Raw genomic sequence first — 17693 nt, 5'->3', positions numbered from 1 at the left:
TTCTGAAGTGATTTCATAGTATGTTATATTTATTTATAACTCAAATACATTTATTTTATAGGAGGTATAACTGATTGGTTATGAACATGAATAACCTAAAAATATTTATGAAAGTCGCCGAAAAATTAAATATTACAGAGGCTTCTAAAGATTTATTTATATCACAACCAGCAGTAAGTAAGGCGGTAAAAAATTTAGAAAAGTCCCTCAATATTAAATTATTCATTAGGGATAAACAAAAGGGATTAATGCTTACTGAAGTGGGGAAAGAAATTCTGATTTTAGCGAGACAAATGAAAGTTATTGAGAACAAAATATATCAAGTTGCTGATCGAGAAAATAAACTTCTTAGCGGTAAGATTAAAGTAGGTTCTTTTCCTGCTGTATCAACAAATATTTTACCAAATACCATCGCATTATTCAGGTCAAAATATCCACTTGTTACTATAGAATTAGTAGAAGGGACATCAAATCAAATAAAAGAATGGGTGGAGGATCGGACTGTTGATATGGGTATAGTTGCCTCTCCCTTTGATCCGTATGAATTTGAAATAATAAACAATGATTATATGGTTGCAATAATTCCTGAAAATCATAGACTAAGTCAAGAAAATAAGATTGATTTAGAAAAATATCAGAATGAAATTATTTTTTGTAAAGGTGGACATGAAATTGCTATATCAAGAATATTTCAAAAAAATAATATTGAGTTTAAAGAGAATCTAACAGTCCAAAATGCTCAAACTTTAATTAATATGGTCAAAAATAACTTAGGTATAGGTATTATTTCGAAATTTACACTTTCTTCTATGTCTCATAATTTAATCATAAAAAACATTAATCCAAGGATAACTCGTGATATCGGTATAATAACACACTCATTTAATGAGGTAACACCTGCCACAAAAGAATTCATCACCATTATGATTCAATCTCATAAATCTGAGTCTTTTATGGATCAAGAAGTTTCAGAAATTGACATTTAAAGAGCTTAACCAGGAAATAAATTTATCTTACAATAGCCAGACTCCTATAAACGTTTGATCCATTCTCGAGAACCTAAACGTTGAGAGGAGTCATTTTTTTATTATAAAGGCTTATTCAATAATATGGCCCGTTTGTGGAATACTGTTTTTCGATAAATAACTCCTTTGGACACAACATAATCTAAAGGGTTAAAACGGTGCAATTTTTTTACAAACGATTCAACTTTTTTCAAAACGGTTTAACTTTTTTATAAACGATTCAACTTTATTTCAAATCTACAACTGAGCTGTAGCTGCATAATAGTTATATAGGTTTTCATCATCGAGTTTGAAATAGTATGGTAAGATAACGACCGCAGCATCCGCGCCTTGATGCTCAGCAACCTGAGTTAGATGAACAACCTCTTCGACGGAAGTTCCTCCTTTTCCTATTAAAACTGGTACCCTGTGATTCACTGTTTAGGTTGCAAACGTAATAAAACCCTTTTCTCTTCCTGTGTAAATGGGGAAGAACTCTCCCATGCTTCCAAGAAATAACAGACCATCAATACCATTATCTATTAAATAGTCAATGTGTTCATGCATACCTTTAAAGCCAATCTTTCCTTCTTGGTCCAGAAGCGTAATAACGGGTGAAATAACCCCTTTAAACACTATAGTCCCTCCACTAAAATTTTCTTGCATGCTCACTAAAACTTAAATACAAATTTCGTGCCAAAATGACGTGATTATATCTATTTTATTAAATATTCCAAACAGCCAAATATTTGGTTATCAGGCTTAAAAAAAGCAGCTCTTATTCATTTAAGAACAAGAACTACTTATAACAGCATGATTACTATTTATATTTCATATTTGGAATTTGTTTTTAATATGAAACGCAATTTCATTTATGAATGTTCAGCTTACGCCAAAGGGTAGTTTTGCTTATTCCAAAATCCATGCAAAGTCTATCCCTGTTTCCATTGTATCGCTCAAGGAGCTGCTTCCAGAGCTGGTTTTCCATTTCCTCGAATTGTTTTGAAAAGGTAATCTGTAACTCGTCAAAATTTTGTCCACCTTTTTCGCAAAGTTTTCCTTTCTTCTCGGCCAGCAGCTCAAGGAGCTTGGACTCTTTTAACTCCTCACCATCCTCAGCACAAATCACTAATCTCTCGATGAAGTTTTGCAATTCACGTGCATTTCCGAACCAATCATAACTCTTTAGACAATCAAAAAGTTGATCCTGTGGCCAAAACAAAACTTTTTGCTCTTTTATACATTCACTCTTTAAAAAAGATAAAGCCATGGGGACTATATCGTCTTTACGTTGCCTGAGTGGAATTAATGGTAACTCCAATACACTCAGTCGGTAATAAAGATCTTCACGAAACCGTCCTAAACGAACCTCTTCACGTAGATCCCGGTTGGTTGCACAGATTATCCGGACATCAATAGGGATTAGCCGATCACCTCCGACTCGACGAACCTCCTTTTCTTGCAATACCCTTAGAAGTTTCGCTTGAAAGTTAAGGGAGATTTCCCCCAATTCATCGAGAAATAACGTCCCGCCATGGGCTAATTCAAAAAGCCCCATCTTACCGCCTTTAACAGCTCCTGTAAAAGTACCCTCAACATAGCCAAAAAGTTCACTTTCCAGAAGACTTTCACTTAAGGCAGCACAGTTTACGGAAACAAAAGGTCCCTTAGCCCGCTTGCTCTCATTATGAATACTCTGTGCAAAGATCTCCTTTCCAGTACCTGTCTCACCATAAATCAAAACTGTACCATTAGATCTAGCGTACTGTCTCGCTCGATTAATACATTTGATTATTTCTGGACTACTACCTTGAATATCTTTAAAAGTTTGCTTGGCCACTAACCCCTTCTCATTAAGCCGAGTCCTGATGTTCATTTCTAAATTTTGAATGTCACGGATTTCTTGGAAAATAGCTACAGTACCATGAAACCTGCCATGAATGATAATAGGAACCCGGTTACAAATAATCTTCTTACCATTAATCTTAAGAAGGATATTTTTTTCTTCATTATGTATGGATAGGATTTTATTTAATCGACTTTCAGGTAAACACTCATCTAGCTTTCGGCCAAGAACTTGGTTTATGGGCACTCCAAATATTCTCTCAGCTGATGTATTATATACAGAAACATTCTCGTCACTATCAATTGTAAGAACTGCCTCTGTTGTAAAATTAAGAATCGTTTCTAGTTGTTTTAAACGGGCCTTCTCTTTTTCCATAGATTTCAAAATGGTAGACGCTTCATTAAGGGCCATTTGAAGGGACATAGGACCTGATTCTAAAAGACATCCATATATCCCATGGTTTACCGCCTGTTGTGTGGCTACTACATCACCCACTACTGCTTCTATGCCTCCGTCTTCAATTAGATGTTTTACCATTTCTGGTATTTCGTTAACATCTTGACAGGGCACGAATTGCAAATCCAAGTCCATAATGTTCTTAAAATGTTGCGCTTGAAATAAAATATTTAAAGTTGTAATAAAGGCGATTTTTTTGAAACCTTGCTCACTTGCCTTACTTAACGCCATTAAAATGTCAACTGACGTTACGGGTATTTCAATTACTGGTAAATCGAATGTATTTCGTAAAGCTTGGGCCGTTCCCCCACGAGAGATAAGGATTTTTGCACCTTGATTAATGCAAGTTCTGATTTCGTTAAGATTTTCCTTGAGATTCCCAGGAATAACTGTAAAAGGAATATTACTACTTTTAATCATCCTTTCGGCCTGCTGCACCATGGTTTCATAGGGGGCAATGATGAGTATATTGTTCATTGGGTAGACACCTCTAATTTTTAAATAATTTCTCCGTAATTAATTCCCGACATAAGCTCCCTTATAGTTTTAATAAAATTTCCTTAGTATTTTGAAGTCAGATTATTATGAGTAACACTAAATTACGTAGATAAAGCATATAATAAGTTTTTGCATCGCGAACAAACCAAATATTCCCTTTCTCGCAGCTGATGTTTGAATACATCAGAAGTAAATCTTCTATTCTTTAAAGAAGGATTTTATATTTTGTTTCCCCCAATCGTACATCATTAAAATGACCGGCATTAAGCTTTGGCCTAATTCTGTTAATGAATATTCCACTCTTGGTGGAACTTCAGGGAATACTTTTCGATGAACAATACCATCTTCCTCTAATTCTCTAATCTGAGTTGTCAATACCTTGTGGGTGATTTTTGGAAACAGACGCTTAATTTCGCTGAATCGTAAAGTACCATCAGTTCCTAAATAATAAATAATCGTTATTTTCCACTTGCCGCTAATAAGGGACAATGTCAATTCTTTTTCACAATTAAATTCTCCATTTTTTATTTTCTTCCTTACTTCCCTCCGTAATTCATCCATAAAATAACCTCCACTTCCCTGCAGTCTAAAGGTATCCTTTTAGTAACCTTCTCACAAAAAAGTGCGTTCTTCCATAAAAAAGGATTATTTTTTAGAATAAATTCAAGATAGAGAATATTGGGATTTAAAGTTTTTATAAAATTAGAGTGTACATTCTAAAAAAAAGCTCTATCAAAATGATAACCAATATCTCTATGTAAGGTAAATAGAATGGAGGATGGAAGAATGATAGGAAACAGAGCAGTAGTTTACAGGGGTGCAGGACGTGTAGCCGTTGAAGATATTAGCTATCCAGATTTAATCCTAAGAGACGGACCTGGAGTAAATCCTTTAAATGTCGGCCGTAAGTGTGAACATGGAGTTATTCTTAAAGTCGTTACGACCAATATTTGTGGAAGTGATCAGCATATGGTTCGCGGTCGGACAACTGCTCCTGAGGGACTTGTTCTCGGTCATGAGATCACGGGTGAAGTCATTGAGGTAGGACGCGATGTTGAATTTATAAAAAAAGGAGATCTTGTATCCGTTCCATTTAATATTGCTTGTGGCCGTTGCCGTAGTTGCAAAGAACGCAACACTCATATTTGCGAGAACGTTAACCCGGATCGTCCCGGTTCCGCTTATGGCTATGTAGATATGGGCGGATGGGTCGGAGGCCAATCCGAGTATGTAATGGTACCATACGCAGACTTCCAATTACTGAAATTCCCAGATAAAGAACAGGCCATGGAAAAAATTCTCGATTTAACGATGCTTTCCGATATCTTTCCAACTGGTTATCACGGTGCGGTAAGCGCTGGCGTGAAGCCTGGTTCTACCGTATATGTTGCTGGAGCTGGACCAGTCGGCTTGGCTGCTGCCCATTCTGCTCAACTTCTTGGCGCCTCTGTCGTTATTGTTGGTGACTTGAATAACGAGCGACTTGTCCAAGCTAGAAGCTTCGGCTGTGAAACGGTAAACCTAAAAGAATATCCAAATCTTGGGGAACAAATTGAGCAAATTTTAGGCATTCCAGAAGTTGATTGTGCAATTGATTGTGTCGGTTTTGAAGCCCATGGACATGGTGCAGGAGCCGGTGAAGCTCCAGCAACTGTATTAAACTCTATAATGGAAGTAACACGTGCCGGCGGACGGCTTGGTATTCCAGGTCTTTATGTTACTGGTGATCCGGGCGCGATCGATAATGATGCGAAAATTGGTACATTGAAGGTCCGTTTGGGGCTCGGCTGGGCCAAAGCACATACCTTTGTGACTGGTCAAACACCGGTTATGAACTATCACCGTGACTTAATGATGGCTATCCTAAGCGGAAAAGCGCAAATCGCCAAAGCTGTTAATGCAACACTGATTTCATTGGATCAAGCACCAGCAGCATATACTGAATTTGATCAGGGTGCTTCCAAGAAATTTGTTATTGACCCTCACGGAATTTTTAATAAATAAAGTCTGTCAGAAGCATTCTCTAAAAAACCCGATGAGCACATTTTGAGACAAAAGGGCATTTTGTAGGTGAACAACACGCTTGAAAAAAGTATTATCCCGGTTATCTAATCATAAAAAATTAGGAGGTTCATTAAGATGAGCAAAATCACATTAGATTTAGCCAAAGAAATTATCGCAGGTGCTGAAGAAGAAGCACAAAGAATTGGGGTTTCCATGGTTATCTCAGTAATGGATGAGGGTGGAAATCTAATTGCTACTCACCGAATGGATGATGCTTGGTTTGCCAGCATCGAAATTGCCCAAAATAAGGCCTGGACGTCTGTTGCCTTAAAAATGCCTTCTGCAAACTTAGCCGATGCAACGGTTCCTGCAGCTGAGCTTTACGGTTTAAATACAACAAACAGTGGACGCCTTGTCGTTTTTGGCGGAGGAATCCCTCTAGTCAATGATGGAAAAGTGGTAGGCGCTGTAGGAGTTAGCGGCAGTACGGTTCCCCATGATATCCAAGTTGCAGAGGCTGCTGTTAAAGTATTTAACAATAAGTTATCGCTATAATAAATGTTCGGAGTTAATGGTTATTTTTGTTATCTTGTTAAAAAACTGAGTTTCAAGCATTTAATGGGAATAAGTTGTACCACATGTTTTTTAGCCAAATAAACATGTGGTATTTTACTTTTTTACAGCATTTCTCATCCTCAGATGATTTCCCTTCACTTTATTGAAAATCCCCCTAGTGAAACATTCAAATTCCCAACGGCTTATTTGCTATATCAGTCTTCATCACTTCCTTAACCAATCCCTCTTCTATCGAAGATAAACATACATTCCACTTGAATAATATAAAAACCTACTTACTTTTATGTCGTCCTTTTTGCTTCTGATTGATTGTCAATGTCTACGTTTTATCAAAAACAACTACATAACAAAAAATGCTTTACTAAACAAAAAACCACATTTACTTTATGATATGCTTATCCACAATTAATCTTAAACTAATTCAACTTCTGTAAAATCAGCAACTCTTCCTCCTCAATCTGGCCCGATCGTGTTATAAGGTTAGCCAGATATTTCTGGTTGAGCATTTTTTATATCGATATATGATTACTATAGCCGGGGTAGAACGTATGGCCCGTGGGACAAAGATCCCCTCCGCAAAACATTTCACCCCCTACTTGTAGAAACATGTTTGAGGCTGGTTGGGACTAAGATCTCGTATAACAAACGAAGCTATGATACTACAGGGATGATATAGGGGTACCGGTAAATATTTTTGGAGGAGGAATTTTATGAGTCCAGTCATTGGTGAACAAACTTAGAAATTGTCAGGGCCATGGCTAAAAATAGAAAATTAATTATACTCTATACAAACTTAGTTTACATAAACACAATTTTAAGAAATCAAAGAGCTTGAGCACCTTTTTAGGTATCTAACCTCTTTTTTTGATAATTTTGAATCCATTTTTGTCTTCATCTCATACAGTATTGAAAAGGCAAAAAGGAGGTTTTGCTAATGGAAATACCTGTGTCTGGACTTATGTATCATTCAGATGATTCAGATCCTATGCATTCCCACCATCTTTATATAACTTCATGGGATGGAAGACCTGTCCATGTCCACGAATTTAAAGGAGTTACCTCTTATGATGTAGGACATGAACACAGATATGCTGGAACTACCGAACCTGCTCCAAGTGGAGTTCAGCATACTCACAAGTATTTTACTTTTACTTCTTTCAATGATGGTCACAAACATCAGATCCGTGGTGTAACAGGTCCTGCTATTCCCCTTCCTGGTGGAGGTCATTATCACAAATTTAATGGGGTTACCACTGTAGATGGCGCTACTCCTCATAGACATAAATATAGTGGAAAAACAAGTCGTTAATAATTTTTTATAAAAACTCATCTATTCGATGAGTTTTTATATTGATCAACATATCTAATCTGCTACTTGAATAGCAAAATGAGTTTTTAAGTAAGGGATAAGGACACATTTCCATTCAAACTCTATATTATTCTCTATCTATGTCCATTCAAAGTTAAGCCCTTGGGCGGCCACTTAAGAAAGTGGCCGTTTTGAATTTGTAATGGTATTTTTTTAGAAATAATATTTTATACAAATTAAAATTGTATTGCATACTGTTTGCTAACACTATAATAAGTAAAATCAAGATAAAATCGAAACAAAAAGCTGTTTTAAAATAAGCCTGAAGCTAAGAAAAAAATAGCCAATCCATGTGTCAAGGTAGAGGCAATAATCCCATACTTCATTCGAACAATAGAACAAACAATTCCTTCATATAGGGTGAAAACAAGTATTATTACTCCTAAATCTGTTACTGTTGCTGCAAGAAATATATGTCCCACTGCAAATAATAACCCCGACAGAAAAACAGATCGCCAAGGACCTGTTAATCTATTAAAATATCCTTGCAGATATCCTCTGAACAAAACTTCTTCCATAAAGTTCCCAAGCAATGCAATAAAAAATAAGGGAAGCAGAATATTTTCCGGAACTCCTCCTCTCTGTTCAATAGGGATAACATTATACATATATAAAAATGGGGAAATAACAACAGCTGCTCCTAACAATCCTGCACAAATTGAAATTACCTTTTTTTGTCCGAACCATAATAGATATACGCTCAATCTTGGATTTAAATAGATAACTACCAATGTAAGTAGCAAGGATGTCAATCCTAATGTATAAAGGATTGGTCCACTTTCTATAAAACGAAGCCATACTGTATTTTCGGTAACACCAAACTGCCAGAATCCCATTGGTGTCATTGCATCCCGTATCAATATAAATCCGAAAACAAGCAAAAACATTTTTATGATCTCATCTTTATTGGGCAGTAATAGATAAGTTATTAATATTAAAATTAGACCTGGTGAAATTCTCAAAGAATACTCTAAAATTTCCATAATAACTTCTCTTCACCTCCAATTTCAATGATCGCATCACAAGCAATGTTATCGACCAAAAGAGGTTGGGTTTCTTTATTTACCTAACCTCTTTGAATGCTTCATTTGTTTTAATTTAATGTCCTGTTCTTCTCTTGGAAGAGCGATTTGTTGATAAACGTACCCCATTCAACGACATAAAATTAATTAAGTTCTACATGAACATGAACATCATGTTCCTTTATTAAAACATGTTCTACATTTGTAGAAATATCATGAGCACTAGTAATATCCAGTGTTGAATTCACTAGGATGACAACATCAACAACCGTATTATTACCATACCTTCTTGCCTTAATGTCTTTAATTCCCTTAACACCATAAGTATTTAGAATGGCTTCTTTATACGACTGAATCTCCCCTTCGTCAAAACCATCTGTTAATTGATGGGAAATTGCTCTAAACCAGGCATACAACTCAATTTTTTTAGAAAACGCTTATCTTATTACGGATAAGCACTCTATAGCTTAATAATAGTCGTTGATGTGGTAAACTTTTATCTTATTCCAGATAGATTTCCAATTCTTTTTGGTTATACGTTCATTATAAATGTTAGCTCGTTCTTCAGATTCTGCAAAATAAGGTGTAGGTTTTACTTCTAAATGAATAACATCTCTAATTCCATAAGGGGCTGTTAATATTACATTGTCTTTTTCATCTAACTTTACTCCTAAAGCTGTTGCTGTTTCAGGAAACTTCGATATAGCATCAACAGAAGAAAAATATGGAGGCATATTACTTTTAAAATGCATTCTCGCTTCATTCTTTACAGACCAAGGGATATTCGGTAGTAGACATTTTAGCTTTTCTTCGATTTTCTTTTCTTCTAATACATCAATATTTGTCGTGTCAAAATAAATTACGTCAATGTCTGAAAGAGCTGTTCTTTCCCTAAAATCGTGTAAAACATCCCAAATTTTTGATCGAACAAATCCAGCACATACCCACCAATCCGGTAAATCCAACGATTTTGTACATTCCAATATTTCCATCATCCATTTATCTTCTCTAATAAGAGAAATGATTGTTTTTTCAGTAATCACTATAAGATTTCTCCTAATAAAATTTATCTTATTAGTTAATTCTTTAATTTCACGTGAAAATCCTTCCTCAACAATATGGCCCTGATTGTTGAAAAAACTAATGACGATTGTTCAACTAAAGGCAAATAGTTGATGAGTTAAGAATATAATTAATTCCAAATCGGGGACAAAAATTAGGTTGTAATTGAGTAGTGGAAGGATTGATTTGAAAAAGGATAAATTAGTTCTTATAGCGAATTTGTTGAAAATGCAGTTATTCAAGGGGAAGCAACCTTAGTAGGGAATCATATAAAAGGTAATAAAGCAAGTGATAAGCTATTTGAAATCATAAATATTGGATAAGGAGGGATATAAAATGAACGCTATTAATCGTTGGATTGTTTTTATACTTCTTGTTTTCATTTCTGGTTTAATGGTCAACAAAGGATTAGATTTATGGTCTCTTGGAGCAAATTTGGATGGTGATGGCATTGGAATACACTTTTTAGGATTAGAGATAAATGATCGAGTACCAGAAGCGAATATTCCTACATATGCAATTGGTTTCTTTGTTGCAAGTTTTATTACTTTGTTGATTGCCTTTGCACTTGTTGGAAAAACGTTTTTAAAGCTAAAAGGTAACACAACAATAAGTTAATTGTTGTTAGATATGCAACTAACCTCTGCAAGAGTTTAGATCAGAACAGTCATTTGAACAAAGGGGTGCAAGAATTAAAGTTAGGAACTGCAATTTTGATGGCTTTTTCTTATTCTACTAACGGCAAATAGTTAAAGAAGAATGAATGTGAATTGTAAAATTTATTCGGAGAAAATATTGACTTCAGGAAAATTCTTGAATACACTGTCATTAATTATGAAATAAAGGCTATGAAGAGAAAAAGTAAAATGATTTTGTTTTTCACCAGATATTGACTTCCCAAATGGCAATCAAATTAACAATATATTTGACAACAGATTTTCATTGTACAACAAGTTTGTCATCATTGAAAAAATCTTAGCATTTGGTTGTCATACCTAAAAACATGATAAAAACAAGAAAACGACGCGTTCCAATTCACGCGTCATTTTTATTGTCATTTTATTAATATGAAACTCATTTATGCACTTTCCTGTGCACTTACTTTTAAATTTGTTTTATTAACGCCCTTATGATTAAGGATTAAGCAAAAAAGAGAGAGAATCGATAATAATAGAAAACCTAAAACATAATCTCCTGCCAAATCTTTTGTTAAACCAAGGACAATTGGCGGAAAAAAGCCTCCAACTCCTCCAATTGCACCGACAATCCCTGTTACCGCACCTGTATTTCCTTTAGAGATTTCAGGTACCATTTTGAAAACCGCACCATTTCCTATTCCTACTAATAGTGAGATGATCAAACAATTTATACTAAAGAAAAGGAAGTTTTCCATAGTAAAAGCAATCAACAGCCCACAACATGTTACTCCACTAAAAACGAGAGCCAACAGCCCTTTTGCTCCAAAACGGTCGGAAAGATAGCCTCCAACCGGGCGTATAAGCGTAGCCAAAACAACGAAAATAGCTGTTTTTATTCCGGCTTCAAGGGCTGAAATCTTAAAAAGATCATTCAAAAATGTAGGTAAATAAATACTGAACGTCACAAAAGTTCCAAATGTAAGGAAGTAAAAAACCGATAAATACCATGTTTCTTTAAATTTTAATACGGAAAGAGATTCCTTTAAAGTTTTATGTTTATCTGTTCTTTGTCCATCTTTTGTCCCTACCCAGAAAAGAATGGACATACATGCCATCGCAATGGCAAGGCTCCAAAATACCCATGAGAGGCCATAAGAGCTAAAAATGGACGGTATCAAGAAATTCGCGACAGCTGATCCTAAATTTCCCATCCCAGCAATTCCTAAGATCAACCCTTGTTTTTGTGGAGGATACCATTTGGATACATAGGTGATGGAAATGGCAAATGTTGTCCCTGCCATCCCGATAAAGAATGCCCAAAATAACAACATGGCAAAAGAATCTGCAAAACCTGCTCCAACCATAGGTAAGATAAGCAGCAACATCGTCAACGCAAAAATTCTTCTCCCGCCATATCGATCTGTTAATATCCCCATTGGAATTCGCATTAAAGACCCCAATAATACTGGGGTAGCAATAAGAATGCTTTTTTGAGTAATACTTAACTGATAAATTTCTTGAATTTCTGTAGCAATCGGTGCAAAAACCGACCATACGGTAAATGAGACAATCATTGACACAGTTGATAAAACTAATACCGATGTTTGACCATTTGAATTCTTCATAAAAACCACCTTGTGATTCTCTTGGTGCTAACTATATAAGTTCCAAGATACTATTTAACAAAATGAAAATCATATATACGACGAGCACAGTGATTGATCAACAATTTTAAAATATGAGTGTTTAATATAAAACAGGAGCTTTTTTTGAAAAGATTACTCTTATTACTAATATTAAAAATGCAAAATGGCCGATGTTTTTCATTGTGATTTCCTCCTATTTTTTTCTGAACTTTTTGTTAATTTAAAAATATCACGTCTTGTAAAATCTTCACATAAACATGTAAGGAAATATAACACAGAATTTTCACAAGTATCGCGGACCACTAGATTTTTAAAGAGCATATTGATTGATCAACAATTTTAAAATATGAGTGTTTAATATAAAACAGGAGCTTTTTTTGAAAAGATTACTCTTATTACTAATATTAAAAACGCGAAATGGCCGATGTTTTTCATTGTAATTTCCCCCTAATTTTTCTGAACTTTTTGTTAACTTAAAAATATCACGTCTTGTAAAATCTTCACACAAACATGTAAGGAAAAATAACACGGAATTTTCACAAGTATCGCGGACCACTAGATTTTTATATACTTGTCGATGCGATGATTCAAGTAATGATGTTATTTTTCATTTGTGAATCGTTTTTTTGTTATCGGAAATGATGCATAGAGGGGAACACAAACATTATGGGGGAATTTTGTATACTAAAGGTGATTTTTCAAACTAAAAAAGCCGATTCCCCCAATTCTTTAAGGAATCAGCTGATTTGAATTTTATACTACAATCGGGCCCTTTTGTGGAATAACTCCTTCAATTTCATTCTTATAAGTTTTATTATTTGCTGAGAACTCCTTTAATTGAACAACATTCATTTCCTAAGTATTCATCCCTTAATAAACCGTATTGAGCTAAATCGTAAAATTTTTCAAATCTATAAACGTGTTGTTTTAAAGTGCCTTCATATTTTAATCCAATCTTCTCCATAATTCTCCACGAACCAGGATTTTCCGTAAATGCTTGGGCGTAAACCTTGTTTAATTTTAAATCGTTAAAACCAAACTCTAGAACAAACCTCGCTGCCTCTGTGCCATAACCTATATTCCAAAAAGGTTTACCAATCCAATAACCTACGCAGTGTCTCGTTCTGAACGATTTCCACTATTTAATCCAATTCCTCTTGCTCCTACATTTTTCGCAAATTTCTCAGCTTCAGTTTAAAAGCTTTCCAAAACCTTTATTTCTATAATTTGACTCCACTATCAAAGCAATTACACGAGCATAAATTCCATCATTGTTATAAAGAACTCCAGTATGAAATCCAATCATCCCTACAACTTTTTGATCATAAATAGCAACAAGTGGATAATGGTTTTACTTCTGACAATCCGCGTTCTGAAGACCCCATTAAGAGTATGAATGATATCGAAAAGGGAATTAAAAAATCTACTCCATCACAATATGCATTATTAGTTGATGGAGAAAAAGCAATTTTAAGGCCATTAAAATTGCTTTAAAAAATGACGTTGTGATTATAGCTGGTAAAGGGCATGAAACTTATCAAATACTTAAAGATAAAACAATTCAATTTGATGATAAAGACATAGTTAGAAAGGCTATTTCAGAAAAGTAGGTTATTCAAGAAAAGGGCGCGTTCGTATTATAAGGTCAACTAGTAGTGATACTGGTTGACCTATTTTATATGGGTTATGCTTTAGGTAGTCGGGGTAGGACGATAGGGCGCGTGGGACTTGATCCCGTCCAGAATAATGTCCACCTCCTACTTGTAGAAACATGTTTGAGGCTGGTTGGGGCTTTGATCCCGAATAACAAGCGAAGCTATGAAACTACAAGATAGTTAGGAGCTACCGGCAAATAAGTAAAAGGAGATGTGATAAAGTATGGATCCAGTTATTGGCCTGGATGTAGCAAAAGGAGAAAGCCAAGTCCAAGCCTTCTTGGCAAGAAAGCAACCTTTTGGAAAAACCTTTAAGTTTAAGCATGATACCAATGGTTTACATGATTTTTATGTATTTTACAAGGAAGTCAAAATGAACGCTGAAGCAGATCCTGTGATCATTTTTGAATCTACTGGACACTATCATGAACCTGTACTTCAATATCTTGAGGAGAGGAGGATAACCTACTATTTAATAAATCCAGTGGTTTCTTACGAAACTAAAAAGAGTAGCCTTCGAAAGGTTAAGTCAGACCCAGCTGATGCTCGACATTTATGCGAACTCTACTACAAGGAAGATCTAGAAACATTTCACCGAAAAAATGTTCAAACCATGAACTTACGTAATTTATCTAGACAACATGATTCATTAACTCGTAATTACGTACAGTTAAAGCTACAGTTTCAAACGATTCTAGATCAAGTTTTTCCTGAATATAAAGGCGTTTTTGGGAATTTGTATTCACAGGTATCTTTAAAGACCTTGCTTTTATATCCTACTTCAGACGTCGTTTTAAAGGTAACAACAGAAGAAATAGCGAGTATGATGCATAGTCTAGGAGGAAAACGTTCGTATGCATGGTTTTGGGATAAAGCGAATAAGCTTAAAGAAGCAGCAGAACGAAACCCATTTAAGAAAACCCTATATAAGAGCCATTTAGTGACCTTAAAGATGTACATCCAAATGCTTCTTCAACAAAAAGAGTTTCTATCCATCCTAGAACAAGAGATTAATGAATTAGCTATACAGTTTGAGGAGTATGAGATTCTCCGTTCCATACCGGGAGTAGGATGTAAGATTGCGGCTACACTCATTTCCGAAATCGGGGAAATCAGGCAGTTTAGTCACCCTAAAAAGCTAGTGGCCATGCAGGAATTGATCCCAGGATCTATCAATCAGGTAAGTTTACAGCTACTATAAACCGCATCACGAAAAGAGGCTCTTCCAAGCTAAGACAAGCTTTATATACAGCCGTTCAGTGTGGATTAACGAATAATCGAAACACCAAACTTAGAGAGTTTTACGACAAAAAAAGAAGTGAGGGAAAACCTCACAAAGTAGCGATAATAGCCTGCGCCAACAAGCTATTACATTGGATTTATGCCATTCTTAAGCATAAAGAGAGTTTCATAGCATAACCAACACCTAATAATTACATTATTTACAAAAACTTCAATTTAATATTTTGAAGTCTTTTTGTCATGCCTTCTTTTATTGTAACATTACTTATGAATTAATATTAAGCCAAAAATATTGACTTATATTAGCTGGTATTCTTTAAAAAGGAATGCTCTTTTCGTATCCAATTAAAAGGAAGTAAATGTTATTTTTATAATAAAGATGGTTGCTCTTCTATTATAGGGGGAGAAAGCTTTAATACGATATATGCTACAATATTAAAAAAGGTAAACTTTGGAGGCACTCCACTGCAATAAGACTTATAACGAAATTAAGTTCTTGATATATCCCGTCAAGGACATATTATGAAACAGTGCTTTAATAAAGGAGTTGTATAAAATGGATAAAAAAAAAGATACAGAAATAAAAAGCTCTTCAAAAGCAGAAAACATTCTACCTCAGATCAATAGTAAAACTAAGCTAGGCGACTTGCGAAAAATCGCGAAGGACATTAAAAAAGATCACGAACTAGCTATGGAACTTTGGTCAACCGAAGAGTTTTTGCCCAGACTATTAGCAATCTTAATTATGGACAAAAAACTTCTTTCAAAAGATGTGCTAAATAAGCTTGATAAGGATATGCAGACTCACACTTTTGATGAGCGAAATAACTTAATGGATTGGTTAATGGCTAATCAGCTCACCAAAGACAAGAAGAAAATTGCATTGATGGAGTCATGGGAAAATAGTCCTTCTGCTCTTCAAAGGCGAGCTTTCTGGTATTATCAAGGGCGATTGAGATGGACTGGACAAACACCGCCTGATAACACCGCAGACTTGCTAACTGCATTAGAAGCTAATATTGCGCAGGAAGAACCGGAAGTTCAATGGGCTATGAATTTCACCGCAGGCTGGATAGGCGTTTATGATGAAAAGAATCGTGCACGTTGTATTAAACTTGGTGAGAAAACGGAACTATACAAAGATGAAATAGTAGCAAAAGGATGTACTCCCAGCTATTTGCCGGAGTTCATTACGATTGAAGTTAACAAACGACATAATAATTAGTTACCTCTGAAAAATTTATTAGGGTTTAATGCAAAAAATAAAGGAATTCAAAGGCTCAATACGAAAATTGTAATAGGCTTGGACCGAAAAATAAAGAAAACAACGCGTTATGGCAGCTAGTTAGTGAAATATGCAAGGAAGATGTAAAGGATTAACCCATATTATCTCTTTTTGATCTGTAGGGCGCTTATCTTTAAGAAGAACAACTTTCCAGCTGAGCAGTACAACGATACTATTCAATAGAAAAAGATCTTCCACAATCGGGCGCATTTCTGCAAGAGGAAATACTTTTCTTTTTTAAGAGATAAGAAAGTATAAATTTTGTACTTAGTTTTGGTGTCTAGCTCCAGCGCCTAGCCCCTCGAGGTCATAAGCCACAAATGAATTGAAGACAAAGAACTTCTTCTATTCATTTGCGTCTTATGCTTGTCGGGGCTGATCAAGGCGTTTGCGCTTTTCTTATTAGTGACTGATTTTTAAGCATTTCTATTTTGGATTTTTTTAGTATTTAAATGAAAACAAAACGAGGAGAAATTTATGTGCCGAAACATTAGAACATTATTTAATTTCGACCCGCCAGCTACCGATGAAGAGATTCATGCAGCAGCTATTCAGTACGTCAGAAAGATAACGGGCTATAACAAGCCCTCAAAGGCGAACGAGGAGGCGTTTAATCGTGCAGTCAATGAAGTAGCAATGATTACTAGGAATTTATTGGACACTCTGGAAACCGGTGCAGAACCTCGTAATCGTGAGGTCGAAGCTGAGCGTGCTCGTGTCAGAGCAGCTAAAAGGTTTGGTACAAGTTAGCGAGGAAAAAAGAGTTAAAGCAATTGTTGATATTCTGCAATCGGGCACTATCCTTGAATTAAGGGTAGTGCTTTTTCCTTTTAAGGGCCATTTAATGGAGAAAAACTGTAACTCATTTAACTGGAAATCGTCTAACAATTAAGGGGGGATCTGATGAAAAAATGGATTGTAAAGTTCTTTGTAATTTTTACTTTTATACTAGTTCTAGTTGGTTGTAGTAAAAGTCAAGAAAATATTGATAAGGTAAATGTTTACGAAATGAAGAGTTTTTCGTCTGTTGAAAAAGATTCGTTGACTACATTTACCGACTCAAAAGTGGTTAATGATTTTATAAAGGCTTTTAACAATGCTAAAAGGGAACCCGGTATAGTGAATATGTCTGACCCCGATAATAAGGTTGACCTTGGAGACGAAACATATTTTCTTTGGATAAGTGAAGAATATGGAACTATAATGAATTTAAATGATACTAATACTATTTACACTCTGTCAAAAAGTTCAGCTAAAACTATTAACGAGTTATTAAATTAAAGGGCAATTCAGGAGAAGAATTGTGCTCCTTCTTTAACCGTTTATAATAAAATTGCACTATTTTAAAAGTTTCACAATTTATAAAAATGATGAATCAAAAAATATATGT

The 17693-nt window shown here is 35.2% G+C and carries 13 protein-coding genes and 5 pseudogenes; 10 read left to right on the top strand and 8 right to left on the bottom strand.

Annotated features, from left to right (window positions below; translation table 11 throughout):
* Window positions 1-74: 74 nt before the first annotated feature.
* Window positions 75-986, top strand: coding sequence for a LysR family transcriptional regulator (locus tag ACSVDH_RS03695; RefSeq protein ID WP_439253792.1), 912 nt, complete (start codon window positions 75-77; stop codon window positions 984-986).
* 276 nt (window positions 987-1262) lie between these two features.
* Here the strand turns inward: ACSVDH_RS03695 and ACSVDH_RS03690 are convergent.
* From ACSVDH_RS03690 to ACSVDH_RS03680, 3 genes and pseudogenes are all read right to left on the bottom strand, one after another.
* Window positions 1263-1640, bottom strand: a pseudogene (locus ACSVDH_RS03690) (dihydrodipicolinate synthase family protein).
* Window positions 1641-1872: 232 nt separating this feature from the next.
* Window positions 1873-3783 (bottom strand): sigma 54-interacting transcriptional regulator, encoded by a 1911-nt coding sequence (locus tag ACSVDH_RS03685; RefSeq protein WP_439253790.1) that lies wholly within the window; start codon window positions 3781-3783, stop codon window positions 1873-1875.
* A 219-nt stretch (window positions 3784-4002) separates the two neighbouring features.
* Window positions 4003-4365 carry a winged helix-turn-helix transcriptional regulator gene (locus ACSVDH_RS03680; RefSeq protein ID WP_439253789.1) on the bottom strand — a complete coding sequence of 121 codons (363 nt, stop codon included), beginning with the start codon at window positions 4363-4365 and terminating at the stop codon, window positions 4003-4005.
* Between the two features lie 225 nt (window positions 4366-4590).
* Here ACSVDH_RS03680 and fdhA point away from each other — a divergent pair, with 225 nt between their 5' ends.
* The 3 genes from fdhA (at window position 4591) to ACSVDH_RS03665 (ending at window position 7693) form a co-directional block, all read left to right on the top strand.
* Complete coding sequence (gene fdhA, locus ACSVDH_RS03675) at window positions 4591-5808, top strand: formaldehyde dehydrogenase, glutathione-independent (protein WP_439253788.1); 1218 nt, start codon at window positions 4591-4593, stop codon at window positions 5806-5808.
* Window positions 5809-5943: 135 nt separating this feature from the next.
* Window positions 5944-6363: a GlcG/HbpS family heme-binding protein gene (locus tag ACSVDH_RS03670; protein WP_439253787.1), complete on the top strand. Its 420-nt coding sequence runs from the start codon at window positions 5944-5946 to the stop codon at window positions 6361-6363.
* Window positions 6364-7318: 955 nt separating this feature from the next.
* Window positions 7319-7693, top strand: coding sequence for a YmaF family protein (locus ACSVDH_RS03665; protein WP_439253786.1), 375 nt, complete (start codon window positions 7319-7321; stop codon window positions 7691-7693).
* Between the two features lie 311 nt (window positions 7694-8004).
* Here ACSVDH_RS03665 and ACSVDH_RS03660 read toward each other — a convergent pair whose 3' ends face one another.
* The 3 genes and pseudogenes from ACSVDH_RS03660 to ACSVDH_RS03650 form a co-directional block, all read right to left on the bottom strand.
* Window positions 8005-8736, bottom strand: coding sequence for a CPBP family intramembrane glutamic endopeptidase (locus ACSVDH_RS03660; protein ID WP_439253785.1), 732 nt, complete (start codon window positions 8734-8736; stop codon window positions 8005-8007).
* Window positions 8737-8918: 182 nt separating this feature from the next.
* Window positions 8919-9185, bottom strand: a pseudogene (locus ACSVDH_RS03655) (cation transporter dimerization domain-containing protein); the annotation flags it as partial.
* A 57-nt stretch (window positions 9186-9242) separates the two neighbouring features.
* Window positions 9243-9770 (bottom strand): nucleotidyltransferase family protein, encoded by a 528-nt coding sequence (locus ACSVDH_RS03650; RefSeq protein WP_439253804.1) that lies wholly within the window; start codon window positions 9768-9770, stop codon window positions 9243-9245.
* Window positions 9771-10173: 403 nt separating this feature from the next.
* Here ACSVDH_RS03650 and ACSVDH_RS03645 point away from each other — a divergent pair, with 403 nt between their 5' ends.
* Window positions 10174-10455 carry a hypothetical protein gene (locus ACSVDH_RS03645; protein WP_439253784.1) on the top strand — a complete coding sequence of 94 codons (282 nt, stop codon included), beginning with the start codon at window positions 10174-10176 and terminating at the stop codon, window positions 10453-10455.
* A gap of 460 nt (window positions 10456-10915) precedes the next feature.
* On the opposite strand, the gene ACSVDH_RS03640 is transcribed toward ACSVDH_RS03645, so the two are convergent.
* Window positions 10916-12100 (bottom strand): MFS transporter, encoded by a 1185-nt coding sequence (locus ACSVDH_RS03640; RefSeq protein ID WP_439253783.1) that lies wholly within the window; start codon window positions 12098-12100, stop codon window positions 10916-10918.
* An 835-nt stretch (window positions 12101-12935) separates the two neighbouring features.
* Window positions 12936-13427 (bottom strand): annotated as a pseudogene (locus tag ACSVDH_RS03635) (GNAT family N-acetyltransferase).
* Window positions 13428-13474: 47 nt separating this feature from the next.
* Between ACSVDH_RS03635 and ACSVDH_RS03630 the strand changes: the two are divergent.
* The 5 genes and pseudogenes from ACSVDH_RS03630 to ACSVDH_RS03610 form a co-directional block, all read left to right on the top strand.
* Window positions 13475-13731 (top strand): annotated as a pseudogene (locus tag ACSVDH_RS03630) (UDP-N-acetylmuramoyl-L-alanyl-D-glutamate--2,6-diaminopimelate ligase); the annotation flags it as partial.
* A gap of 268 nt (window positions 13732-13999) precedes the next feature.
* Window positions 14000-15195: pseudogene (locus ACSVDH_RS03625) on the top strand (IS110 family RNA-guided transposase).
* A gap of 379 nt (window positions 15196-15574) precedes the next feature.
* Window positions 15575-16243: a DNA alkylation repair protein gene (locus ACSVDH_RS03620; protein WP_439253351.1), complete on the top strand. Its 669-nt coding sequence runs from the start codon at window positions 15575-15577 to the stop codon at window positions 16241-16243.
* Between the two features lie 537 nt (window positions 16244-16780).
* Window positions 16781-17053 carry a DUF2277 domain-containing protein gene (locus ACSVDH_RS03615; RefSeq protein ID WP_439253352.1) on the top strand — a complete coding sequence of 91 codons (273 nt, stop codon included), beginning with the start codon at window positions 16781-16783 and terminating at the stop codon, window positions 17051-17053.
* Window positions 17054-17206: 153 nt separating this feature from the next.
* Entirely contained in the window at window positions 17207-17584 is a 378-nt protein-coding gene (locus ACSVDH_RS03610) for a YhfM domain-containing protein (protein WP_439253353.1), read from the top strand.
* Window positions 17585-17693 lie beyond the last annotated feature (109 nt).

The sequence above is a fragment of the Metabacillus sp. Hm71 genome (assembly GCF_051842955.2).
Taxonomy (GTDB): Bacteria; Bacillota; Bacilli; order Bacillales; family Bacillaceae; genus Metabacillus.
The sequence above is the reverse complement of the archived record's forward strand: the minus strand, read 5'-3'. Positions and strand labels throughout refer to the sequence as shown.

Coding starts and splice junctions, on each gene's coding strand:
- ACSVDH_RS03685 (WP_439253790.1), bottom strand. CDS start 3,783: ATGAACAATATACTCATCATTGCCCCCTATGAAACCATGGTGCAGCAG.
- ACSVDH_RS03680 (WP_439253789.1), bottom strand. CDS start 4,365: ATGGATGAATTACGGAGGGAAGTAAGGAAGAAAATAAAAAATGGAGAA.
- fdhA (WP_439253788.1), top strand. CDS start 4,591: ATGATAGGAAACAGAGCAGTAGTTTACAGGGGTGCAGGACGTGTAGCC.
- ACSVDH_RS03670 (WP_439253787.1), top strand. CDS start 5,944: ATGAGCAAAATCACATTAGATTTAGCCAAAGAAATTATCGCAGGTGCT.
- ACSVDH_RS03665 (WP_439253786.1), top strand. CDS start 7,319: ATGGAAATACCTGTGTCTGGACTTATGTATCATTCAGATGATTCAGAT.
- ACSVDH_RS03660 (WP_439253785.1), bottom strand. CDS start 8,736: ATGGAAATTTTAGAGTATTCTTTGAGAATTTCACCAGGTCTAATTTTA.
- ACSVDH_RS03650 (WP_439253804.1), bottom strand. CDS start 9,770: ATGATGGAAATATTGGAATGTACAAAATCGTTGGATTTACCGGATTGG.
- ACSVDH_RS03645 (WP_439253784.1), top strand. CDS start 10,174: ATGAACGCTATTAATCGTTGGATTGTTTTTATACTTCTTGTTTTCATT.
- ACSVDH_RS03640 (WP_439253783.1), bottom strand. CDS start 12,100: ATGAAGAATTCAAATGGTCAAACATCGGTATTAGTTTTATCAACTGTG.
- ACSVDH_RS03620 (WP_439253351.1), top strand. CDS start 15,575: ATGGATAAAAAAAAAGATACAGAAATAAAAAGCTCTTCAAAAGCAGAA.
- ACSVDH_RS03615 (WP_439253352.1), top strand. CDS start 16,781: ATGTGCCGAAACATTAGAACATTATTTAATTTCGACCCGCCAGCTACC.
- ACSVDH_RS03610 (WP_439253353.1), top strand. CDS start 17,207: ATGAAAAAATGGATTGTAAAGTTCTTTGTAATTTTTACTTTTATACTA.